Annotated in this window: 25 protein-coding genes and 1 CRISPR repeat array; of the genes, 20 read left to right on the top strand and 5 right to left on the bottom strand. The window is 56.2% G+C overall.

The features are described from left to right. Window positions 1-23 precede the first annotated feature (23 nt). The 16 genes from nifE (at window position 24) to O77CONTIG1_RS22080 (ending at window position 14,610) form a co-directional block, all read left to right on the top strand. Window positions 24-1,499 (top strand): nitrogenase iron-molybdenum cofactor biosynthesis protein NifE, encoded by a 1,476-nt coding sequence (gene nifE, locus O77CONTIG1_RS22145; protein WP_084782916.1) that lies wholly within the window; start codon window positions 24-26, stop codon window positions 1,497-1,499. Further along, complete coding sequence (nifN, locus tag O77CONTIG1_RS22140) at window positions 1,481-2,785, top strand: nitrogenase iron-molybdenum cofactor biosynthesis protein NifN (protein ID WP_286132465.1); 1,305 nt, start codon at window positions 1,481-1,483, stop codon at window positions 2,783-2,785. The genes nifE and nifN overlap by 19 nt, the downstream gene beginning before the upstream one ends. A 220-nt stretch (window positions 2,786-3,005) precedes the next feature. Then, window positions 3,006-3,431 carry a nitrogen fixation protein NifX gene (gene nifX / locus O77CONTIG1_RS22135; protein WP_068515278.1) on the top strand — a complete coding sequence of 142 codons (426 nt, stop codon included), beginning with the start codon at window positions 3,006-3,008 and terminating at the stop codon, window positions 3,429-3,431. After that, window positions 3,428-3,904 (top strand): NifX-associated nitrogen fixation protein, encoded by a 477-nt coding sequence (locus O77CONTIG1_RS22130; RefSeq protein WP_068515272.1) that lies wholly within the window; start codon window positions 3,428-3,430, stop codon window positions 3,902-3,904. Before nifX ends, O77CONTIG1_RS22130 begins: the two co-directional genes overlap by 4 nt. Before the next feature lie 412 nt (window positions 3,905-4,316). Next, window positions 4,317-4,859, top strand: coding sequence for a Dps family protein (locus O77CONTIG1_RS22125; RefSeq protein ID WP_068515255.1), 543 nt, complete (start codon window positions 4,317-4,319; stop codon window positions 4,857-4,859). A 164-nt stretch (window positions 4,860-5,023) separates the two neighbouring features. Further along, complete coding sequence (gene nifV / locus O77CONTIG1_RS22120) at window positions 5,024-6,145, top strand: homocitrate synthase (protein WP_068515253.1); 1,122 nt, start codon at window positions 5,024-5,026, stop codon at window positions 6,143-6,145. Window positions 6,146-6,217: 72 nt separating this feature from the next. Beyond that, entirely contained in the window at window positions 6,218-6,421 is a 204-nt protein-coding gene (nifT, locus tag O77CONTIG1_RS22115; protein WP_068515251.1) for a putative nitrogen fixation protein NifT, read from the top strand. 65 nt (window positions 6,422-6,486) lie between these two features. Next, entirely contained in the window at window positions 6,487-7,140 is a 654-nt protein-coding gene (locus O77CONTIG1_RS22110; protein WP_068515249.1) for a (2Fe-2S) ferredoxin domain-containing protein, read from the top strand. A gap of 247 nt (window positions 7,141-7,387) precedes the next feature. Further along, entirely contained in the window at window positions 7,388-8,986 is a 1,599-nt protein-coding gene (locus tag O77CONTIG1_RS22105) for a helix-turn-helix domain-containing protein (RefSeq protein WP_068515247.1), read from the top strand. Between the two features lie 1,539 nt (window positions 8,987-10,525). Continuing rightward, window positions 10,526-11,167 (top strand): hypothetical protein, encoded by a 642-nt coding sequence (locus tag O77CONTIG1_RS25805; RefSeq protein ID WP_197673271.1) that lies wholly within the window; start codon window positions 10,526-10,528, stop codon window positions 11,165-11,167. Continuing rightward, on the top strand, window positions 11,164-11,424 hold the full coding sequence (locus tag O77CONTIG1_RS26460) for a hypothetical protein (protein ID WP_225894821.1): 261 nt from the start codon (window positions 11,164-11,166) through the stop codon (window positions 11,422-11,424). The genes O77CONTIG1_RS25805 and O77CONTIG1_RS26460 overlap by 4 nt, the downstream gene beginning before the upstream one ends. Next, window positions 11,316-11,645 carry a transposase gene (locus O77CONTIG1_RS28490; protein ID WP_315874834.1) on the top strand — a complete coding sequence of 110 codons (330 nt, stop codon included), beginning with the start codon at window positions 11,316-11,318 and terminating at the stop codon, window positions 11,643-11,645. The genes O77CONTIG1_RS26460 and O77CONTIG1_RS28490 overlap by 109 nt, the downstream gene beginning before the upstream one ends. A 60-nt stretch (window positions 11,646-11,705) precedes the next feature. Beyond that, window positions 11,706-12,584, top strand: coding sequence for a Uma2 family endonuclease (locus O77CONTIG1_RS22090; protein ID WP_068515242.1), 879 nt, complete (start codon window positions 11,706-11,708; stop codon window positions 12,582-12,584). 283 nt (window positions 12,585-12,867) lie between these two features. Next, a complete protein-coding gene (locus O77CONTIG1_RS25060) occupies window positions 12,868-13,035 on the top strand; it encodes a hypothetical protein (protein ID WP_156435598.1) in 168 nt (55 codons plus the stop codon). Next, a complete protein-coding gene (locus O77CONTIG1_RS22085) occupies window positions 13,032-13,310 on the top strand; it encodes a CHAT domain-containing protein (protein ID WP_068515241.1) in 279 nt (92 codons plus the stop codon). Before O77CONTIG1_RS25060 ends, O77CONTIG1_RS22085 begins: the two co-directional genes overlap by 4 nt. Window positions 13,311-13,698: 388 nt before the next feature. Then, entirely contained in the window at window positions 13,699-14,610 is a 912-nt protein-coding gene (locus O77CONTIG1_RS22080; RefSeq protein ID WP_068515239.1) for a phosphodiester glycosidase family protein, read from the top strand. Between the two features lie 127 nt (window positions 14,611-14,737). Here O77CONTIG1_RS22080 and O77CONTIG1_RS22075 read toward each other — a convergent pair whose 3' ends face one another. The 3 genes from O77CONTIG1_RS22075 to O77CONTIG1_RS25285 all read right to left on the bottom strand — a co-directional run bounded on the left by O77CONTIG1_RS22075 (window position 14,738) and on the right by O77CONTIG1_RS25285 (window position 16,338). Next, window positions 14,738-15,349 (bottom strand): Uma2 family endonuclease, encoded by a 612-nt coding sequence (locus tag O77CONTIG1_RS22075; protein WP_068515236.1) that lies wholly within the window; start codon window positions 15,347-15,349, stop codon window positions 14,738-14,740. A 6-nt stretch (window positions 15,350-15,355) separates the two neighbouring features. Next, window positions 15,356-15,967: a Uma2 family endonuclease gene (locus O77CONTIG1_RS22070; RefSeq protein ID WP_068515232.1), complete on the bottom strand. Its 612-nt coding sequence runs from the start codon at window positions 15,965-15,967 to the stop codon at window positions 15,356-15,358. A 77-nt stretch (window positions 15,968-16,044) separates the two neighbouring features. Beyond that, window positions 16,045-16,338: a hypothetical protein gene (locus O77CONTIG1_RS25285; RefSeq protein WP_172799610.1), complete on the bottom strand. Its 294-nt coding sequence runs from the start codon at window positions 16,336-16,338 to the stop codon at window positions 16,045-16,047. On the opposite strand from O77CONTIG1_RS25285, the gene cas1 reads away from it, so the two are divergent. From cas1 to O77CONTIG1_RS22055, 3 genes are all read left to right on the top strand, one after another. Then, window positions 16,229-17,956, top strand: coding sequence for a CRISPR-associated endonuclease Cas1 (gene cas1 / locus O77CONTIG1_RS22065; RefSeq protein ID WP_225894646.1), 1,728 nt, complete (start codon window positions 16,229-16,231; stop codon window positions 17,954-17,956). The two genes, O77CONTIG1_RS25285 and cas1, sit on opposite strands and share 110 nt — an antisense overlap. A 12-nt stretch (window positions 17,957-17,968) precedes the next feature. Beyond that, a complete protein-coding gene (cas2, locus tag O77CONTIG1_RS22060) occupies window positions 17,969-18,244 on the top strand; it encodes a CRISPR-associated endonuclease Cas2 (RefSeq protein WP_068515230.1) in 276 nt (91 codons plus the stop codon). Between the two features lie 327 nt (window positions 18,245-18,571). Beyond that, window positions 18,572-19,129: a CRISPR direct-repeat array (repeat unit 35 nt; unit sequence CTTTCACCACCACTTCCCCGCAAGGGGACTGAAAC). 306 nt (window positions 19,130-19,435) lie between these two features. Beyond that, the gene (locus tag O77CONTIG1_RS22055) at window positions 19,436-20,011 is read left to right on the top strand and encodes a four helix bundle protein (protein WP_286132463.1); all 576 of its coding nucleotides are present in this window, start codon (window positions 19,436-19,438) and stop codon (window positions 20,009-20,011) included. A 76-nt stretch (window positions 20,012-20,087) separates the two neighbouring features. Here O77CONTIG1_RS22055 and O77CONTIG1_RS22050 read toward each other — a convergent pair whose 3' ends face one another. After that, window positions 20,088-20,294 (bottom strand): hypothetical protein, encoded by a 207-nt coding sequence (locus O77CONTIG1_RS22050; RefSeq protein WP_068515225.1) that lies wholly within the window; start codon window positions 20,292-20,294, stop codon window positions 20,088-20,090. 584 nt (window positions 20,295-20,878) lie between these two features. On the opposite strand from O77CONTIG1_RS22050, the gene cas6 reads away from it, so the two are divergent. Further along, window positions 20,879-21,970, top strand: coding sequence for a CRISPR-associated endoribonuclease Cas6 (cas6, locus tag O77CONTIG1_RS22045; protein WP_225894645.1), 1,092 nt, complete (start codon window positions 20,879-20,881; stop codon window positions 21,968-21,970). Between the two features lie 19 nt (window positions 21,971-21,989). On the opposite strand, the gene O77CONTIG1_RS22040 is transcribed toward cas6, so the two are convergent. Continuing rightward, window positions 21,990-22,799, bottom strand: a complete 810-nt coding sequence (locus O77CONTIG1_RS22040) for a DUF4058 family protein (protein ID WP_068515220.1) — start codon at window positions 22,797-22,799, stop codon at window positions 21,990-21,992. Window positions 22,800-22,816 lie beyond the last annotated feature (17 nt).

The raw sequence follows: 22,816 nt of genomic DNA, 5'->3' as shown, positions 1-22,816 counted from the left end.
CCAACCCTTACCCCCTCCCTGCCATGCCTTCCACCAAAGCCACCATGACAGAACTCCTGACCCAGCCGGGTTGCGAGTACAACCACAAGAAAAACGGCAAGGGCCACAACAAGGTGTGTCAGCAGCAGGCCAAGCCTGGGGCTGCCCAAGGGGGCTGTGCCTTTGATGGGGCCAGCATTGCTCTGGTGCCGATTACCGATGCAGCCCACCTGGTGCATGGGCCGATCGCCTGTGCGGGCAACTCCTGGGGCGGGCGGGGCAGTCTGTCCTCCGGCAAAACCCTGTACAAAATGGGCTTTACCACCGACCTGAGCGAGAACGACATTATTTTCGGTGGCGAGAAGAAGCTCTACAAAGCTATTCAGGATGTGCAGGAGCGCTACAGCCCTGCCGCCGTGTTTGTCTATTCCACCTGTGTGACGGCGCTGATTGGCGACGACCTGGAGGCGGTGTGTAAGACGGCTACAGAAAAGCTGGGCCTGCCGGTGGTGCCGGTGCAGTCCCCTGGCTTTGTGGGCAGCAAAAATCTGGGCAACCGCCTGGCTGGGGAGGCCCTGTTGGAGCATGTGATTGGCACCGCGGAACCGGAGTTCACTACCCCCTACGACATCAACCTGATCGGCGAGTACAACATCGCTGGGGAACTGTGGGGCGTGCTGCCCCTGTTCGAGAAGGTGGGGATTCGGGTGCTCTCCAAGATCACGGGCGATGCCCGCTATCGGGAGGTGGCCTACGCCCACCGGGCCAAGCTGAACGTGATGATCTGCTCTAAGGCGCTGATCAACCTGGCCCACAAGATGCAGGAGCGCTACGGCATTCCCTATGTAGAAGAGTCGTTCTACGGCGTGGCGGATATGAATCACTGTCTGCGGGCGATCGCCGCCAAGCTGGGCGACGAGACCATGCAGGCCCGCGTCGAAGCCGTGATCGCTGAAGAAACCGAGAAGCTGAACCAGCAACTGGCCCCCTACCGCGATCGCCTCCAGGGCAAGCGCGTGGTCCTCTACACTGGCGGCGTCAAGTCTTGGTCAATCATCTCGGCGGCCCAAGATCTAGGCATCAAAGTGGTCGCCACCAGCAGCAAAAAGAGCACCGAGGAGGACAAAGCCCGGATCAAAACTCTACTGGGCCAGGACGGCATCACGCTGGAAAAGGGCGGGGCTGCCGAACTGCTGAAGGTGATCGAGCAAACCAACGCCGACATGCTGATCGCCGGCGGGCGCAACCAGTACACCGCCCTCAAGGCCCGCATCCCCTTTCTGCATATCAACCAGGAGCGCCACAACCCCTACTCCGGCTACGGCGGCCTGCTGGAGATGGCCAAGGAACTGGACGAGAGTCTGCACAGCCCGGTGTGGGCGGAGGTGCGGCGGGAAGCACCCTGGGCAAGCCCTCACCCCCCAGCCCCTCTCCCTTGGGGAGCGGGGGGGCCGAAAGTGGAGAGAGGACTGCTACCAAGATCATTGCCCGCCGCAAGGCCGTGGTCGTCAACCCGCTGAAGCAGAGCCAGCCCCTGGGGGCGGCCTTAGCCTTCCTGGGCATTCAGGGGGCAATGCCGCTGTTCCACGGGTCCCAGGGCTGCACGGCCTTTGCCAAGGTACTGCTAGTCAACCACTTTCAGGAGGCCATTCCCCTAGCGACCACGGCCATGAGCGAGGTCAGCACCGTGCTGGGGGGCGACGACAACGTCCACGGCGGTCTGCTGACGGTGATCCAGAACTCTCAGCCAGAGCTGGTGGGGCTGTTTACCACCGGGCTGACGGAAACCCGGGGCGACGACATGCAGGGCATTCTGCGGGACTTCCACACAGCGAATCCGGAAGTCACGGTGCCCATCGTGTTTGCCTCCACCCCCGACTACAAGGGCAGCCTGGAGGATGGCTTTGCCCGGGCGGTGGAGAGCCTGGTGCAGACCATCCCTGAACCAGGGGAGATTAACCCTAAACAGGTCACTCTGCTGGCCAGTGCCGCCTTCGGTCCTGGGGATGTGGCGGAGCTGAAGGAGATGGTGGAGGCGTTTGGATTGAGGGCGATCGCCGTGCCCGACCTGTCCACCTCCCTAGACGGCCACCTAGACGATGCCGACTACTACACCACCCCCACGGGTGGCACTCCGATCGCAGACCTACAGGCCGTGGGCCGTTCTGCCCTCACTCTGGCCCTGGGCGGCAGCATGGCCGGGGCGGCGAAGATTTTGACGGAACGCTTCGGCACCCCCGCCCAGACCTTCACCCGGCTGACTGGTCTGGGGGCAGTGGATGAGTTTCTTCACACCCTGGCCCAGCTCAGCGGCCAGCCTGTGCCCGCCAAGTATCAGCGCCAGCGCCGCCAAGTGCAGGATGCCATGCTCGACACCCACTTTTTCTTTGGGCGGAAACGGGTGGCGATCGCCCTCGAACCCGACCTGCTGCACAACGTCGCCTGGTGGCTGCACAGCACCGGAGCCGAAATTCAGACCGCCGTGGCCCCGGCCCCATCCCCCTTGCTGAAGGATCTGCCCATCGAGCAGGTCACCATCGGCGACTTTGAAGACCTAGAAGACCTCGGGGCCACTGCCGATCTCTGGATCACCAACTCCAAGGCCCGCCCCATCGCCCGCCGCCTCGGCATTCCCCTCTACCTGCACGGCTTCCCCATGCTAGAGCACTTGGGCAACGGCCACCGCTGCACCGTCGGCTATCGCGGCACCCTGGATCTGCTGTTTGCGATCGGCAACATCCTGCTAGCAGCCGACGAAGAGCGCACCCATAGGCTGGTACATCGATGGCGGGAAGGAGGGAAATGAAGGGATTTTGGATTTTGGATTTGCGATTGAGTCAACAGCCTTTCCAAAATCCAAAACCCCAATCCAGAATTTCTCGCTAACCCACCCCTAACCCCTCCGAGGAGGGGAATCGGAGACGCAAAATTTCCGCAGACCCTCACCCCCAACTCCTCGCCCTTTGGGAGAGGGAAGCCAATCCAAAATCCAAAATCCCCAATCCAAAATCCAAGGGAGACTTGCCATGAAAATAGCCTTTGCCACCCAAGACAACATCCACATCAATGCCCACTTTGGCTGGGCCAGCAAAATCGATGTCTACGACCTGACCCCAGACGGCTTCACCTTTCTCGAAACCCTCACCTTTGGCGGCACGCTGAAGGAGGACGGCAACGAGGACAAGCTAGAGCCTAAGCTCAAAGCGCTGGAGGGCTGCACCATTGTCTACGTGGCTGACATTGGCGGCAGTGCGGCGGCGCGGCTAATCAACCGCCGCATTACCCCGATGAAGTCCAACTCTGAGAATGACAAAATTACAGCGATTTTGGCTCAGCTGATGCAAACCCTCCAGGGCAGCCCGCCACCCTGGCTACGCAAGGTGCTGCGTCAGGAACAAGCCACCCACTTTGAAAACGCCTACATCGAAACCGAAGAGGAAATCCTGCTATGACCACCGCTGAAACCTCCACCCTGTCCCCCAGTTTGACCGTAGCCGATGCGCCCTTTTTGCGGGCGATCGCCCAGCAAATTCGCGCCAACGATGCCTACGGCACCTATCGCCACTGGACCGACGAACTTCTGCTCAAGCCCTACATCCTCACCAAAGCCCAAAAGCGCGAAATCTCCGTCGAGGGCGAGGTAGACCCCCTCACCCAGGGCCGCATTCTGGCATTTTTCCGGGCCGTCGCCTACCGCATTGAGCAGGAAACCGGCCTGCTCTCTCAGGTGGTCATCGACCTCAGCCACGAGGGCTTTGGCTGGGCACTGGTGTTTTCCGGTCGCCTGCTGCTGGTCTCCAAAACCCTGCGCGATGCCCAGCGGTTTGGCTTTGCCTCCTTGGAAAAACTCAACGAGGAAGGCGAACGGCTGGTGCAGAAAGGCCTAGAGTTGGCCACCCGGTTCCCAGAAGTCAGCCAGTGGTAAGGAAACTTTGGATTGAGGTTAGGTTTTAACTTACTCGCCACCCTCAGAATGACCGAAAAATGACCGATTGGGAGGAGTCATGCTATGAGGATTGCAGAGATGGCTGGATCATAGGTGGCGAAAACTCCAGGACACTCACAATCCTCAACCCAATCTCTCCCGTGCGCTCTCTTTCCTGATGCTCCCTCCGTATCTCCTACTGTGAACGCACCAGTCTTCTAGACATGAGCGGCGATGCTTTGATCCCCCCCTAACCCCCTTGAACAAGGGGGGGAATTGAACAGATTGCCCCCCTTGCTTAAGGGGGGGCGAACTGGATCAGAAGTTCCCTCAGTAAAGGGGGGATCTTTCGGAGCCTTACGCAAAGAGTCGAGATGTGTGTACACAGTGGCTCTATACTCTAGGATTTCCTATGACCACCGAAACTCTTGTTCGCGCCTTTGGCCAGGTTGGCCCAAACCCCGTTGGCTTTGATCTCGATATCACGACTGCTATCTGTGAAGGGCTGAACCTTGCCTATGCCAGCTTCCAGGCTCTTTACCTGCAATACCAAAAGCATCACTTTGTAGTAGAAGGGGCAGAGTTCTACTCCATCCACGAGTTCTTTCAGGAGAGCTACAACGCGACTCAAAGCCATGCCCACGACCTAGCAGAGCGGCTCAACGGTCTAGGCGGCATTCCGGCGGGCAGCTTCGCCACCCTCTCAGACCTCTGCTGCTTTGCCCCCGAACCGGATGGAGCCTACACCTGCCGCGCCATGCTCGAACACGACCTTGCAGCCGAACAGGCCGCTATCGACCTGCTGCGCCGCCTCTCTGTCCAGGCTGAAAGTTTGGGCGATCGCGCTACCCGCTACCTCTACGACGAAATCCTGCTCAAAACCGAAGACCGCGCCTTTCATATCAACCACTTCCTCGCCCACGACAGTTTAACCCCGGCGTTTATGACGGCGTGATACAGCATTTTCTTGCGGGGTGAGGCACATGCTGCCCTCACGAGGCAAGGGCTTATTGACCATCCGTGTGCCTCACTAGCTTCAAAAACGCTGTAGAGCGGTCGTAGGTCTCTAATTCCCCACTCCCGACCTCCCCCATCCCCTTACCAACCCGCCCCCTCACCATGATCTACATCAACGACACCACCCTCCGCGATGGCGAACAGGCCGCAGGCATAGCCTTTGGACTAGAGGAGAAAGTTGCGATCGCCAAATTCCTTGATGCAATTGGAGTCCATGAGCTAGAAGTAGGCATTCCTGCTATGGGACAGGATGAGGCCCGGGCGATTCGGGCGATCGCCGACCTCGGCCTCAACGCCCACCTGCTGGGCTGGAACCGCGCCGTGTTGTCCGACATTCAGGCATCAATCCATTGCGGGCTGAAGCGAATTCACATCTCAATCCCAGTCTCAGAGATCCAGATTCAGGTAAAGTTTCAAGGTCGCTGGCGGGCCATGCTGGAGCAGTTGCGCGATGCTCTTGCCTTTGCCCGCGACCACGGGCTGGCGGTAAGCGTCGGCGGCGAAGACAGCTCCCGCGCCGACAAGAGCTTTCTAATCGACGCTGCCCAGTATGCCCAAGAGTGGGGCGCATTTCGATTCCGATTCTGCGACACCGTCGGCATTCTTGACCCGTTCACCACCCACGAACGGGTAAAAGCCCTGGTGGAAGCCCTGGACATTCCGGTGGAAATGCACACCCACAACGACCTGGGTCTAGCCACCGCCAACGCCCTGGCCGGGATACGGGCTGGCGCGACCTCTGTCAACACCACCGTCAACGGGCTAGGGGAACGGGCCGGAAACGCCGCCCTCGAAGAGGTGGTGATGGCCCTGAAACACCTCTATGACCTTAAAACTGGCATCCAAACCCAATACTTCCTGGAACTCTCCCGCTTTGTGGCCAAAACCGTCCACTGCGACGTTCCCCCCTGGAAGGCCATCGTCGGCGACAACACCTTTGCCCATGAGTCCGGCATCCACGCCCACGGCGTTCTGCAAAACTCTCGTACCTACGAACCCTTCGACCCCCGCGAAGTCGGCCGCCAGCGGCGGTTAGTCGTGGGCAAGCACTCTGGCCGCCACCTAATCGAGCAGGTTCTCGCCACCCAGGGCATCCACCTCGACAGCGATCGCACTCAGTCCATCTTGAATGACGTTCGAGATCGCGCCGTCTCCCTAAAACGGAGCCTCACCCTCGAAGAACTGCTCAGCATCGCCGCAGACCGAGCGTGCATGATGGCATGACAAGGGAGCTTCGATATCTTATTTCTTCTTACCTCACCCACTCTTTATCCATTCCCATCTTCCTACCCACTCATGAAAGTCATGCTCCGCACCAACGCCGCAGGCAAGCTCCTGGTCTACGTAGCCAAAAAAGACCTGGAGGAAGAAGTCATCTCCCAAACCCAGCAAGAGGATGCTCAAATCTTCACCCTTTCCAACGGCTGGGAATTGGCGATCGCCGGTCTCAGCGACCCCATCCAAACCCCCCAAACCGTCGAAGCCCGCAAACTGAACTAAGGAAACTTCTAATCTCCGGTCTGCTTAGACCGATTTACCTCACCACCTCGTACCTCATAGGCCCTATGTCCCCTTTCTCCAGTCTTCCCTGGCTCTTCAACCTCGACGGCACCTTCCTCGGTTTTGTAGGCGCAGACTCTACCACTGCCCAGGCCATTTACCTTGACGTAGAGGGCGAAGTGCTAACCATCAAACTGCCAAAGGAAGGACGAGCCATTCTGCGAGCGCACCTGCAACCCGGCGACTACCTGCGCTGCATTGGCCGCACCAAGCTCGATGGCAGCACCATCAAGCTCAAAGCCTACCACATCCTTACCTTCCCGCCTCTTCCCAACAGCACTGATCGTCATTTCTCTCCAACCCTGTCAGGGGCAGATCCTCTGTGCAAACGCACAGCCGTGCGCCACCCCTCCTTATCTTCCCAACCCACTCCCCCATTCCTTCCATCCCTCAAAATTCAGGTCTGCCGCAAATCTGGCTGCCAAAAGCGGGGTAGTCGCGAGTTGGTCGAAGCGTTACGGCAGGCACTTCGCGATCGCAACCTCCACTCCCAGGTCGAAATTCAGCACACTGGCTGCCAGAAGCGCTGTTCTGAAGCCCCTACTTTCACCATCATGCCTGGTGGGTACCGATATAGCCAGGTCAAGCTGTCGCACCTGCCTGAAATGCTCGATCGCCACTTTGCCTCCACAAAGCCCACCCAACCTGACCCAATGTAACCCAATCCTAAGGTCTTGTTGCGTTTTTCAATGAATTGATAAGTGAGATGAAATAGGGTCATCAATCTATCAATTTGGGGCTGAATTCTTGTTGTTGAAGTCACCAAATTTCGCACGCAAACGTCCATTCTGAACCTCTTTTTGGCAATAAAAAAGAGATCCTTAAACCGTATCGATCAGCATAAAAATTGATTATCGAGGTTGTTATCCCTGGGAGAGTCAACTGGTCAAGGGAAAGAACTGAGCCATGGTCTATACCGTGAAAGATGGCTGCATTGCCTGCGATCGCTGTCGGCCCCAGTGCCCCACCGGAGCCATTAAGACCCAAGCCGATAACGGCTACTGGATTGACCCTACCCTGTGCGATCGCTGCGCCGATCTGGACACGCCTCGCTGTGTGGAAGCCTGCACTATCGGCTCCCTAGCTCCCCTCCAGCCCAAAAAAGGCCGCAACAAAAGTACCCTGCTGCCCGCTGCTATTCCCAGCCTTTTCCTCAACGGCAAAACCACCCCCTTTGCCTCCTGCATGGTGGTATGGGAAGCTTGCAATCTGCTAGCCCAGCGCCAGTCCTTGCCCTGGCAGGCCGACGACGACGGCTGCCTAACCTACCATCGCACCATCCACCGGGGACGGGGGGAACTCCGGTTTCGCCTGGCCACAGACCCGGAAGCCCCCCAGATCCGCCCCATAGATTACACCCTGGGAATCGCATCCCTGACCCAGTTTGACCTGCGGGCCACCTGTCTGCACTTGATCTTTGCTGCCCAGGCCACCACCTGCGATCGCCCTTGGGCAGAATCTTTCGTACTCAACGACCAGCACATCGAGCAGTACCTGGGTCTACACCGTCGCAAAGACCTGACCAAGCTGGAACGGCTAACGCTGATTAAAACGCTAGTCTACCAAGCCTGTCGGGTGCTGGTGTCCCTCGACTGGCCGCGCCAAGGTAAGGTGCAGGGCTTTAGCCTCGATGAACACCCCGTCTGGCAACTCCTCCACACCCAGTATTACTTTGAAACCGATGCTGAGGGTTGCCGTCACCTGATTGGCCTGAGTTTCACAGTGCGGGCCGGGGCTTGGGCGCAGCGCTTTCTCAACCGACAGGACTACCGCCGCCAGACGGCCTTTTACCAGTACGGCACTCTGCCTCAGTCCTTGCTCACCGAGGTAATGGGCAATTGGCAACAGCACGAGGGGGCCATGCGCCTGCTGCTGTGGCTGGTCTTTAAGCTGCGCCTGGGTAGCGACCACCGCATCACCATACGCACCCTGCTGCGGATTGCCTACGGCGAAGATCGCCTTACTGAGGCGCTGACCGTGCGCGGTGCCCATAAGCGCCTGATCAAAACCTTTGAAAACGACCTGGAGGCTCTCTACCACTACGGCCTCAAGCCCCAGTTCGACCCCGACACCTACCCGCCTGTTATCCAGCCCCTATGGGCTAGGGTGGCCGACATTCCCGACGATGCCGAGGCCGCCCTCAACTTTTGGACTGATGATGCCCACAGCGACCTCAGCCTCACCGATCGCGCCCCCCGCGACAAGGGGCAGCGACTACTCAACGCCCGCCTGTTGGGGTTTGAGCTTTCAGAGGACTGGCGACAGAGCGTCGGCAAAGCCCGTCCCAAACGACGGCGATCGCCCAAATCCACCCCCCCGCCGCAGGCCGTGCCCCTCTCCGGCGCAGCCATCAAATCCGCCCGCCAGCGCCAAAACCTGAGCCAGCGGGCCCTCGCCGAACGCTTGGGCAAAAGCCAAAGCTGGATTCGCGACGTGGAGAATGGCCGATTTAGCCTCGGAGCCAGCGATCGCGCTCGGATGCAAGAAGCTCTGGGCCTTATTTAAGCAGGCTTGATGGCAGGGATTACTCAGGGATTATTCAGGGATTATTCAGGGATTATTCAGGGATTATTCGACACTATCCCAGTCCTTCTAGGGTGCATCGCTTCATTCGGCAAGGCCAGGATTCCGTTGATTGCGGGTGGAGCGATCGCACAATGATGTAAGCCCCTACCCACAGCCATCGAACGCCGTCTTAGCGGCTGGGCACTACAGTGAGTGGAGATGGGATTCCAAAGGCAGCTCGTCACCATAGAGGGCACTAGGCAGAACTGCTGACGGCAACGCCACACTGACATAGTACAGTCCCTGATGTGACGCGAATTTCAGCGTCTCATGTCGCCTCACCTTTTCTCCTTAGCGCTAGGAGTTTTCAGACCGTTCATCCACGCTGTCAGGCAGTCAGGGTTAGAAGTGAAGTTTTTAAATGAATTGATGGAAACTACCAAAAGGTGGGCATTCCTAATACTATCCTCTAACCAATTCCCACTTTCTGGGGAAGTCAATTCATCAATGGAAACACATGCGATTTGATTTGTTCAGCGGGGGTTGGTTCCATGATTTGAATTGTTAAGGAGATTGATCATGAAGTCAGTGAAATCAATTTTTGCAGTTGCTGGGCTAGCACTTATAGGAACACTGCAAGCCTCTTTAGCCCTAGCTATCCCCTCTTCTCGACCTGCTTTAGGCAGGCCAGCAACTCCTCCAGCAACTCCTAATGTGCCAGTTCCTCCCTCTCCTCCCCCTGGAGTCTGTTTTAGACAACGGGCGGCAGGCGAGCCTATTCGAGGAATTGATATTATTCTGGAAGACAGACCAGGAGGTAATCTTACTCGAATCCGTGTTCAAGTGGATGACCTACTTCCTGAACATGCTAGTTCTAATCCAACTTTGCGAAACCGTCCTCCTCGAACAATAAGCATTATTGGGGTAGAGCCAGTACCGCTGACTACTACCAATCTGACTCCTACTAATACCGCTATCAACGAACCACGCTACACGAGTACATGCTAATTTGCTAATTAGCGCATCTGGACTGTTCCATCTTGTTGAGGAAATCAGTTGCATGAAAGCTCTTCATCTTGAGGAGATTCCTAAACTCGTGGCTTAGTTAATTGCCTACTGATAAGTCGAGGGGTTGCTCGGTTGATGTCACAAGCGAGCGCCCTCGGCTAGCATAACTGACAACGGTGATGGCCCTTGGTTTGACCTGCTGAGATGATGCAGTAGCCAGAACCCACCAACTGTTTGTGCTGGAGATTGGGTGCTTCGCGAAGTAGCGATCGCTCACTTGAACACCGAAGAAACGGCAGCGGCGATCGCAGTCGTCCTAACAACTTTTCGGGTTGCTCTCACCTTCGTCCTGCGAGACCCCGACTTGGTGCAGTTCTGGCTGTTGCTAACCAACACCATCTCTGAAAACCAGAGGCTGAGCGGCCTACATAAAGTAGGTACACTTACATCTTGCACCAGTACAGATGAACGGCTTTTCGGCGGGTGCAATCAATGAGAGAAAAGGGCGTGAAGTCACAAACAACAAGAACAGTGGAAACCATTCTTGGACACGCCCAAGCGTTAGTCTACACCCTGCTCAGCCTGATGCCGAGTGCCTACCAAAGAGACAGCCTGCAAGCGATGCTGGGGTTGTTCCTAGAAGCTCAAGGGCAACCCTCGCCGCAACACAGTTTGATTAAGTCGGGTAGTGCGTTGAGCCGATTTCTCAACGAGTATGCCTGGCCCACCCGCCAAGTCGTGCGCGTGGTGCGACGGCAGATCGTGCAGCAACTGTTGCAGTCTGCTCCCAAAGGTCGCCGTCCCTGGTTGCAGGTGGTGGTGGATCTGACGACGTTGGAGAAATGCGGCAAGTTCAAAGCGTTTGCATCGCTGATTCGTGTGCTGCAAGGCAAGCGAGGATTGCATCTGGTGGTGCTGTATCTGGTGGTTGGAGAGTGTCGAGTGCCCTGGAGTTTTCGGGTCTGGCGTGGCAAACATCAGCGGACTGCGGTGCAGTTGGCGATTCGCTTAATAGGTAGCTTGCCCCCTGCGTTAACGAGCGCCTTCCGGGTGGTCATTCTGGCAGACACCGCCTTTGGCAGCGTGGCCTTCCTCAAAGCGATGCGAAAGCGCCGTTACTCGGTAATTGTGGGGTGCGGTGTGACCGCAAACTGGCTGATGGTCGCTGTGTGAGCAAACTGGTGAAAAAAGGGCAACAGGTGCGCTTAGAGGGACTGAACTTCCCGGTGACGATTTCTTGGCTTTACCTCAAACGCGACGGCCAGTTGGAGAAACGCTTTGTCCTCTCGACTCGTCCCCTCAAAGGCAGCACCATCACTTGGTGGGGCGTAGACGATGGAGCATTGAGGGATTTTTCAAAACCATCAAACATCGCTTTGGGTTGCATCGCTTTGCTCAGCAGACGCTCAAGGGCGTATATCGCTGGTTGATGTTGTGTTTCCTCAGCTTTGTGCTGGTTCATTGGGTTCACCGCGCAACTCACGCCAAAGCGACCCCTGATTGGAAAGTCGCTGCAACTGCTGCATTAGACGCCTTGTTCCCGGAAGTCGCAGCTTGTTTAGCGCTGCTTCAAGTTGAGCGAGCGCGATCCCTGCTCGATTCACTCGGTATTGCGGTGCACTTTGTCCACCTCGCTGAGCTAAAAACGTAGGCTAAATGTACTGGTGCAAGATGTAAGTACACTGAAAATCAGCGCTTCCTGATTGCCATTATGAGCTTCACCACTGGCCATGCCGTTCCCCAAGCCGAACCACCGCGCCCACCCCGCGAGACACTGCCCACCATGTATGATTTGCCCAGTGAAGTGATTGGGGAACCCGGCTTGCCTGACGAATTTCACGACCTCCAGCCGCAGTTGTTGAGCCGCACCCTATCTTTGGCAGACTATCCCCGCGACCAGTGGTTTACCGGTGCTGACCTCAACCTGTACTACGATGTCCATCATCCCCTCTGGTACAAGCGCCCAGACTGGTTTTTGGCCGTGGGTGTGCCTCGCCTCTATGCTGGACAAGACTTTCGCCGCAGTTATGTCACCTGGCAAGAAGGGCGGAATCCCCATGTGGTGATTGAATTTCTGTCGCCCGGAACCGAGCCAGAAGATCTGGGACGCTTTTATCGGGCCGAAGATGCGATTGAAGCAGGCGTAGAAGCGGCAACGTTGCCGTCTTCCCAGCCCTATCGGGACAACTCACCGCCGACCAAGTTTCAGGTCTACGAGCAGGATCTCCGCGTGCCCCATTATCTGACCTATAGCCGACAAACCCGTCAACTCCGCTATTTTCAATGGGCAGGCGGTCGCTACCGGGAGCAGCCCCTCAATCCGACCCCTCCGCAGGTCTGGCTGGAGGATTTGCAGATTGGCTTGGGGCTATGGGAGGGGGTCTTTGAGGGGGTCTCAAGCTGCTGGCTGCGGTGGTGTGATGCAGACGGTAATTGGTACTTGACGGATACAGAGCGAGAGCAGCAGGAAAAAGAGCGGGCGCAGGCGCAACTGCTGCAAGCAGCCCGAAATCTTTTGGCGACTGGTATGCCCCTAGCCCAAGTGGCAGAGTTGCTGGGCCTCTCGACCGAACAAGTGAATCAGCTTTGAGCACAGATGATGCATTTAAGCATCTGGGTCGATGTCTAATTCCCGCAGCTTTGTCGTAGCTTTTCCCTGTGTTGTTGTTCTGCCTCAGCCCTCGCCTCGGCCACTTGGGCCGACTCTTCCGACGTTGGGATTAAATCACTCGCCATGAATGAAATCCGGCTGCCTTCGCGAAATACGTCACAGAACTGCGAGCTAGCAGCAACCGCCCGCTGCTGGTACGGCAGGGCGTGGCAGATCGGATGGCGCTCTAGCGGGCAGGGACAACTGACTGTGGCTTTTGTGGATGACGGCGGCGGGCGTGCCCTACTCCATCGAGGTGCAGGGCGTGGGCAAGTGCCAGCGCGATGCCGCGCTGGAGTTTCGCCAGCTCATGTGCCAGTGCGAAACCACGTCTTGCCGCACTGAGGCCGATATTCAGCGGCTTCAAGCCGTGCCGGAGCGAATACGGTGATTGCGTCACTGTGGCAGGTGAAGGACGGCGCAACCAGTGAACTCATACAGAAGTTCTACAGCACCCTCGCCCAGGGAACAGACCAGCAGCCGATGGCGATCGCCCAGGCCATGCAGCAAGCCCAACTGCAAATGCTCCGCAGCGGCAATATCCACCATGCCTCTGGTGGTTCCAGCACTGCGCCAATCGTGCCCCTAGAAGGCATCAGCGTAGACACCCGCTTCGCCCATCCCTACTACTGGTCAGCATTTGTGATCATCGGCAATGGACTGTAAAGATTTTCGTTCTTCGTTCTTCCTTCTTCGTTCTTCCCTCTTCCCTGAAGATGACCCTGGTCAGCGTGTCCGTGAGGGCGTGGTGAACTACGGGGTTAAAATTGACCCGATTGTGGCCTTTATCCGCCAGTTTGCGCGATAGCTCAGGCGGGTTAGGGGGCGATCGCCCGACTGCATTTTGGAGTTCAGATGGGCGATTTTGGATTATTTCAGATTTTGGATTACTTCAGATACAGCGTTTTTGAAGCTAGTGAGGCACACGGATGGTCAATAAGCCCTTGCCTTGTGAGGGCAGCATGTGCCTCACCCCGCAAGAAAATGCTATAGACGATTTTTCAAGGGCGATCGCCACTTTCTCCGCACAGATTGAAATCTCAGGTCAGCCAAGATGAACAACTCACCTTTCACTCGCAAACTCTCAAGACGATCGCTCCTCCTGGGTAGCGCGGCCCTGGGCGCGGCCTACGGCGTGTCTCGCAGGGCGATCGCCCAACCCCCGGCCGCAGTAGACACCCAGCGGCGATCGCTCCAGGGCATTGCCTTCCACCTGACCACCGTAGACCTGTCGCAGCCAGAAACCCTGGTCACCCTTGGGTTGGCCAACGACGCACCCCAGGCCAACACGCCCCAGCGCTCCTATGGCGACGAGCCGTTCCCGCAAATCGTCCGGCGAATGCAGGCGGCCGTGGTGGCAAATGGCACATTTTTCAATACCGCTGCGCCTCATCGGGATGTAATGGGAAATATGGTAGGAGCGGGGCGATTGCTGCGTTATTTTGCCTGGGAAACGCGGGGCACTACCCTCAGCCTGCGGCAAAACCAGCAGCCAGAGATGATCACGCCCAATCTGGAAAACCGGCCGCGGGCATGGGGCGAATACTGGTTTTCGCTTACCTGTGGGCCTCGGTTAGTGACCGCTGGGCAAGTGTCGGTGACGGCTGAGAGTGTCCGTGCCGAGGGATTTACCACTGGACATTTAGTGAATCCCCAGGCGGCGGCGGGGCGGTCTGCCATCGGGTTTTCCCAAGACGGTCGGACGCTGCTGATGGTGGCGTTTATCGATGCAGTCTCCCTGCGTCGCGCCGCCGAAATCCTGCGAGAGTTGGGCGCATACCAGGCGATGAACCTGGATGGTGGTGCGTCTGTGGCGCTGGCGGCGCGGGGCACGATTGTCTATCCTGCCGGACGCAACCTGACGAATGTGATTGCGGTCTACGATGCCCGTACCCCTGCTCCCCCGGCGCTCCAAACCGCCTGGACGCAGTTTCAGCAGGGGCAACTGCGCCCGCAGGTGCCGTAAAGTCCAGCCAAGTTTACGCCTCTCTAATATTTACGCCTCTCTAATAGTTTACGCCTCTCTAATATTTACGCAAAAAATTTACGCAAATACGCAAAAAATTTACGCAAATTTCCGCCGAGTTGACCCCTCAATCTTCAAAGCGGGACACTGACAACATAAATCCAGGCAGCACGTCTTCGCCAGAGAGTTCTGTGGGCAACTCGCGCACCTCTTTGGGCTGCCCCTGGCGATAAATCTCCACCTGTTGTTCCTGCGGGTTCAGCATCCAGCCCAATCGAACCCCGGCATCCATGTATTCCTGCATCTTTGCCTGCAACAGTTCCAGGTCATCAGTAGGAGAGCGCAGTTCAATCACAAAGTCAGGGGCAATGGGGGGAAATTTTCGCCGCTGTTCTGGGGTCAGCGCCTGCCAGCGGGATAGCTCCACCCATGCGGCATCTGGAGAGCGAAAGCTGGATGCGCTGGCTTCGCCCCCACCGCCAATCGGCAGCTTAAACAAGGTGGAGGAACTGAAGGTTTTGCCCAGTTTGGTTTGTCGATTCCACAGGGTCAAATCTGCTCCCAATTCCATCTCATAGCTGCCACCCTCTCCCCCCACAGGAGTCATAACAATCAAAGCTCCTTTGGCACTTCGTTCAATGGACAGGTCGGGGTTACTGCGGCAAAGCTGGTAAAACTGCTCATCGGTGAGATGAACCTCGGTCGTCTCCAGCACCAGGGGCAACGTCAATGAAACCATAACGCCTCAATCTTCAAAGCGGGACACTGGCAACATAAATCCAGGCAGCACGTCTTCGCCAGAGAGTTCTGTGGGCAACTCGCGCACCTCTTTGGGCTGCCCCTGGCGATAAATCTCCACCTGTTGTTCCTGCGGGTTCAGCATCCAGCCCAATCGAACCCCGGCATCCATGTATTCCTGCATCTTTGCCTGCAACAGTTCCAGGTCATCAGTAGGAGAGCGCAGTTCAATCACAAAGTCAGGGGCAATGGGGGGAAATTTTCGCCGCTGTTCTGGGGTCAGCGCCTGCCAGCGGGATAGCTCCACCCATGCGGCATCTGGAGAGCGAAAGCTGGATGCGCTGGCTTCGCCCCCACCGCCAATCGGCAGCTTAAACAAGGTGGAGGAACTGAAGACTTTCCCCCGTCCAGACTGCTTATTCCATAAGTACAGTTCGCCACCCAGATCCATCTCATAGCTGCCGCCCTCTCCCCCCACAGGAGTCATAACAATCAAAGCTCCTTTGGCACTTCGTTCAATGGACAGGTCGGGGTTACTGCGGCAAAGCTGATAAAACTGCTCATCGGTGAGATGAACCTCGGTCGTCTCCAGCACCAGGGGCAACGTCAATGAAACCATAGGGTCGTCCCGATTGAATCCCTACTTAGATCCTGGGTTTCATTATGTCATGGGTGAGGATGTTATGAGTGGAGATGTCATGGGTGAGGGCTGGGCGATCGCGCTTGCATCCAGGCGATCGCCTCTCGCATCAGGATCGGGTCGCCCGACGCTAGGTAGGTCTGCATCCGGGCAGCAAAGGCGGCTTGCTGGGCAGACCGACGGGCTTGGTCAAACTGAACAGCTACGTCATGCAGATGGGCGGACTGCTGGCGTGCCCGAGTGGCGATCGGGCATCTGGTAGAGCAGTGGATCGGCAGCGGTGTGTCCACCGCGTCGGGGCTGATCTTGCCGAATAAGGGCGTGCCCCAGGGGGCGGTGATTTCGCCCATTTTGGCCAATGTGTATTTCGATGATTTTGACGAAGCCATCGAAGCCGCCGGGCTGAAGCTGGTGCGCTATGCCGATGATTTTGTGATTTTGGCCAAGTCCAAAGCGCGGATCGAAAGAGCCTACAACCTGGTAGCAAGTTTACTCCACGCGATGGGGCTGGAACTGCACCCCGACAAAACCCGCGTCACAACTTTCAACGAAGGATTCCGGTTTTTGGGCCATACCTTTGTGCGATCGCTCGTCGTGCAAGACCAGCCCAAAACCCGGCAGCAGTGGCAGCTTGAGCAAACGGCGATCGCCCAAAAAGCCACTCACCCAGAGGCATCCCCCATCCTCCACCACAGCGACCCGCCGCCCCAAACAACCCAAATGCAGCAAGCCCTCTTGGCGGCCATTCAAACCGCAGAACAGCCAATTCCGCCGCCGCTGTATGTCGTCATGGGCTATCGGGTGCGCGACGAAAAACCCGTGCAAATCGAATCTAAAGAATGGAGTTGGAAAAACGGCATGTCTACGCTGTATCTGGTTCGTCAGGGCACAACGCTCCGCAAAGACCACGGGCGCTTCGTCATCGAGGGCGGCCGGTTTGAAACCGACGAAGACGAAAGCCTCACGGCGCAATCGCCCCCGTCCCAACCTCCAACCCCCAAATCCAAACCCCAAAATCCCCAATCCAAAACCCCAGAGCCATTCCCCCCGCTTGAAATCCCGATTAAAGAAGTCGGGCGCATTTTGGTATTGGGCAATGTGCAAATCAGCACCAGTGCCCTGTCGGAATGTTTGGAACATCAGATTCCTGTTGTGTTTATGAGCCGCGCCGGAGACTATAAAGGACACCTCTGGAGCAGCGAGTTTTGCGACCTGCCCACCGAGGCGGCCCAGTTTGGGCGGCGGCATGATCCCGGCTTTCAGGTCAAAATGGCGCAGCAAATCCTGCATGGCAAGCTGACCAACTCGCGCCATCTGCTGCTGCGACTCAATCGCAAGCGCAAGGTAGAAGGGCTGAGTGCCAAAATCCACCGCATCGACCAGCACATCGCCGCGCTGACCAAAACGACAGATCTGGACGCAATGCGCGGGCACGAAGGCGCATCGGCCCGGCTCTACTTTCAGGCTTTGGGGCAGTTGATCACCAACCCCGGCTTTAGCCTGACGGAGCGCAACCGCCGCCCGCCCAAAGATCCCGTCAACAGCCTCCTCAGCTTTGGCTACACGCTGCTGTTCAACAACGTCCTCAGCCTCATCCTCGCCGAAGGGCTAAATCCCTACCTGGGCAACCTGCACCGCTCCGACCGCAAGGAGCCACACCTCGCGTTTGACCTGATGGAAGAATGGCGATCGCCCATTGTCGATAGTCTGGTGATGTGGCTGATTAATAAAAAAGCCATTCGCCCGACCGATTTCACTTTTCCCAATGCCGAAGGTGGCGTGTACCTGGAAAACACGGCGCGGCGTGTGTTTCTCAAACATTTTGAAGATCGCATTACCGAAACGGTGACTCATCCCACCGTGCAGCAGCCCGTTAGCTATCGACGGGCGATTCAGCTCCAAATCCAGCGATACAAGAAATGCCTGCAAGATTCCCAGCCCTACGCCCCGTTTATTCGGAGCATTTGAGGGAGGGATGCCATGCTAGTGCTTGTGGTGTACGACATTCCCGATGACAAACGCCGCGATCGCCTCGCTATCTTGCTAGAAGGGCACGGGCGGCGGGTGCAATACAGCGTGTTTGAATGTTTTCTTTCCTTGTCAGAGATGAAGAAGCTCCATGCAAAGGTGAAGCGACAGGTCAAGCCTGCTGAAGATAATGTGCGGTTTTATTGGATCGCTGCCGACAGCCTGCCCAAAACGCTGACGATCGGCAGCGAACCGCCCGCGCCCCCGCCAAAGGCCTATATCATCTAGCGCAAATCGTTTGGCAGCAGCCTGGGCAACGGGCAAAACCAATGGAACGGATGGAGGGCAACCTCTGTCCGTTTTTATTTTTTCTTCCATTGACTTTTTGAGAGAGAACCCACTATTCTTGGGGTGTCGATGGGTCGCCTCCACGATCCAACCGCACCTTGAAAACCGCACAACTTCGTTCGATTGTGGAGATGCCTGACTCAGCAAGGGTTCTGGCTCTCGGAGAAAAGTCCTGGTGACACTTTTCTTTGCTTTATTGCCACTTCAGAAAGATCGTGTCGATTTTTGCTCTGGGAGCTTTGTCCAGACAAAGTTTCAGACGGCACACTTTCACCACCACTTCCCCGCAAGGGGACTGAAACTGGATAAAGGACATGGTTCTTTCATGTATGTGCCTAGCTTTCACCACCACTTCCCCGCAAGGGGACTGAAACTCACCTGTCCAGTGGTGACAGAGGTAATACAGATACACACTGCTTTCACCACCACTTCCCCGCAAGGGGACTGAAACCTTCAATGCCGTCGTTGATACCAGTGAGTTGATCGCCAATCTTTCACCACCACTTCCCCGCAAGGGGACTGAAACGCTCCTACCGCGCCGCGCCAAGAATGATCAGACAAGCCACCTTTCACCACCACTTCCCCGCAAGGGGACTGAAACCCGAATCCGATCCAACTCTCTTTCGCCACGGAGAGTTTCGCTTTCACCACCACTTCCCCGCAAGGGGACTGAAACATTGGCTGCACGATTGAATGCCCCGATGACATCCTGCGCTTTCACCACCACTTCCCCGCAAGGGGACTGAAACTAGTTTGGGGGCCGACGAGTTGCCCTGAAAAAAAGCCGATCCTTTCACCACCACTTCCCCGCAAGGGGACGGAAAGCTTTGGGAAAGAACGAAAAACGAAAAACGAAAAAAGAAAAGCTAAGACATCCCAAATCTTCCCTCTTCCCTCTTCGTTCTGCCCTCTTCGTTCTTCCCTCTTCGTTCTTCCTTTTTCCCTTCTCCTTTCACCACCACTTCCCCGCAAGGGGACGGAAAGCTTTGGGAAAGAACGAAAAACGAAAAACGAAAAAAGAAAAGCTAAGACATCCCAAATCTTCCCTCTTCCCTCTTCGTTCTTCCCTCTTCGTTCTTCCTTTTTCCCTTCTCCTTTCACCACCACTTCCCCGCAAGGGGACGGAAAGCTTTGGGAAAGAACGAAAAACGAAAAACGAAAAAGGAAACTGGATTTGCCCAGAATTGCCTCCCTCTTCGTTCTTCCCTTTTCCCTCTTCCCTCTTCGTTCTTCCTTTTTCCCTCTTCCCTCTTCGTTCTTCCTTTTTCCCTCTTCCCTCTTCCCTCTTCCTTTGGGCATTCTAAACAAGTCAGCGTATCTCCCTACGCCATGCCTGAACTCCCAAAAGAAGACCTACGACAGCGCACAAAAGCCTTTGCCTTGCGGATTATCAAGGTGTACAACGCTTTGCCCAAAACCACCGAAGCTCAGGTTTTGGGCAAACAGCTACTCCGCAGCGGAACCTCTGTCGGTGCCCACTATCGAGAGGCAGTTCGCTCCAGGTCTAAAACTGAGTACATCAGCAAGATAGGGATTGGGCTACAAGAACTCGAAGAATCGATTTACTGGCTAGAACTGTTGACCGATGCCGGACTGGTTACTCCTCAAAAAATCGGCAGCTTAATGAATGAAACAAACGAACTTATCGCAATTTTTGTGGCCCTCTCTAATCGGGCGAGAAGAACGAGAGAGAAGAAGGAAAAATGAAGAATGAAGAACGAAAATTAAGTCCTGTCCAGAATCTCTTCCTTCTTCGCTTTTCCCTCTTCCTTCTTCGTTCTTTTTATTGGCGATATATGCTGATATTTACATTGCAGGCACCTAGCGGATTGACGCAGATTGGCATACTGTAGCGCACTCGAAAGGTGCCTTCTGCACCGGGAGGAACGGTAAAGAAAATGGTTTCGTTCCCAAATCGCTGACCCCGAGCAAACTGCCGACCTGTGGGGTCATAGAGTTCCACATCTACATCGCCCAGAGCGGAGGTCACTTCAAGGATATAGCCTCCTGATCGACTGATCGTTAATGTTATCCAATTTGCCCCTCCGGCATGGAGTGGGCTTACCGGTTCTGCTTTCGCTGCAAGTGGGTTCAGTCCTTCCATCAGTATGATTGTCAGACACGCAAGGGAAACTCGGCTCATCAAGCGTCGATAGTTCATAATGTGGTTCCTATTTTTTTGGAAATTACCGAACTAGAGGTCAAGAGGTTGCGGTTAGTGGCGATGGTTTAGAGCAACTGGTTATAACCCGATCGCGGGTTGAAGGTAAGGGGCGATCGCACTGCTCGACAGCAGCACGAAGTAAAGTAAAGTAAGCTTTGAACATTTTGAACACAAGGATAAGCAAACCATGACACAGACGGCTGAGGCTTTTTGGGTGAGGGAATCATGAATGAGGTTCTGAAAGCAACTGACCGTAGAATAGCTCCCTGCTGGAAAGCCCCCTTTCCAATCGACTGGGCGATCGCCCTATTCCAAATCCCCAATAGGGGACTAAAATAGGACACGAATCCCGCTGAATTGCTCCAGCATCCATGCCCCGCCTTCGCACCACGGTTCAAAAATCCTCTGCTATGGCACACTGGCCCACAGACACGCAACTGGTTGGCCTGACGCTCCAGCTTCAGCCCCTTGCCGACAGCACGCTCTATCCGCAATACACCATCGGGCTTCATGCCTGGCTGCTCGACCAAGTGCGCCAGACCAATCCGGAGTTGTCTGCTTATTTGCACGATGGCGAATCCGAAAAACCCTTTACGATTTCTGCGCTACAGGGTGTAGAAGTTGCCCCCGGCGGCAGCCCAAGACTCAGGGGCGATCGCCCTTATACCTGGACGATTACGGCACTCTCTCAACCCGTCGTCGCCTGGCTCACAGACTGGCTGCGGCAGCCCCCCCAAACCATCGACCTGCGGGGCGCACCGCTCAAAATACTCGACTGGGGGCTGACTGCTCCCTCCCATCCGCCTGCGACCTACAAGCAGTTGTTTGACGTGGCGATTCCGCCCAATCCGGCGATCGCCCTTTCCTTCCGCTCGCCCACTAGCTTTCGCCGCCACAAACATCACTTTCCACTCCCTGTGCCCGTTAACTTATTCCACAGCTACTTGCGCCGCTGGAATGATTTTTCAGAGCTTGAGTATGACCAGGAAGATTTTCTCGACTGGATCGATCAATCGGTGATTATCACCCGCCATCACTTGCAGTCTGTCAAAACGGTCGCGGGCAAGCGGGGCTCGGTGACGGGATTTACCGGAGCGATTGAGATAAGCTTAAGTAAGACAGCGCTAGAAGACTCTGAATATGTGCAGTTGTTTATGGCGCTGGGCCGCCTCGCCCCCTATTGCGGCACTGGGCACAAAACGACCTTTGGGCTGGGGCAAACCCGCCTGGGCTGGTCGCCTGCCGAAACCGAAGCGCCCCAGTCTACCCTGCAAGACCTGCTGGCTCAGCGAATTGCCGCCCTTACTGAGCATTTCCTAACGCAACGTAAGCGCACTGGAGGAGAACGAGCAACGGCGATCGCCGAAACCTGGGCCACCATCCTGGCCCGGCGCGAACTGGGCGAATCGCTGCAAGACATTGCTGAAGACCTGGGGCTGCGCTATGAAACCGCCAAAACCTACGCCAAGCTGGCCCGAAAAGCCGCAGAGGCACTGCCCTAATGCTTCGCTTTGAAGTACTTTACGACAAATCGCCTGAAACCGGATTCTCTAGGTCGGCTGGCTGCAAAATCTCACGCACCCACGCTTCATTTTCGGGGCGCAACGCGGGTTTTGGGGGTTGGGTATAGTCAATTGCCAGGTCAAAGCGGGCACGTCGATATACGTCATTCAGGATGCGTTGCAGATTGATCACGGGTTCTGGGTCGTGAACGAGCAGTGGAATAGGAATTGCGGGAATGGAGTCTTGCAACTCGAAAGCGTAAAGATCGGCGATGGGACGATGGCTTGCTCGACTAATCAGGATGCGGTATAGCGAGTCTGTCGCACCCAGGATGGGCATTGGCTCTCCCTCTCGCAACAAGTCAATCTCGACCAAGCTCGTGCTGGAGCCTAAGATTTTCTGGCGCTTGCTAATGTAGGCCGCTCGTCCATCCTTATTCCGTTTATTTTGGGGAGACAAGATCTCAATGACACAAACAACCTCTCCGGTTTGGGTAGAGCGCACTTCCAAGAATCGCTCGACCACCTCTTGTGGCAGAGGAACCTGAACTGAAATCGGAGTTTTTTTGCTGGCAGTGGCGATCGGGCTGGATGGCTCGATATCACCCGCAGAGCGGCGAGTCAAAGCGATATCAGCAATGTCCACCAAGCCAACTGATAAGGAGTCGTCAATGCTCTGGTAAACTCGCTCTTCGATGGCGACCCGGTAGCGAGGCGCAACTTGGGGTGTGAGATCATCTGCGATCGCCACAATCAAACGATTATGAACCTGATGCCAAAGTTGGGGGTGTTCTAGGTAAGGATTCATTCCGGGAAATGGATTATCCACAACACTTTCTCCGTTCT

The organism is Leptolyngbya sp. O-77, from assembly GCF_001548395.1.
Lineage (GTDB): Bacteria > Cyanobacteriota > Cyanobacteriia > Elainellales > Elainellaceae > Thermoleptolyngbya.
Note: the sequence above shows the minus strand (reverse complement) of the source record. Positions and strands in the feature narration are given on the sequence as shown.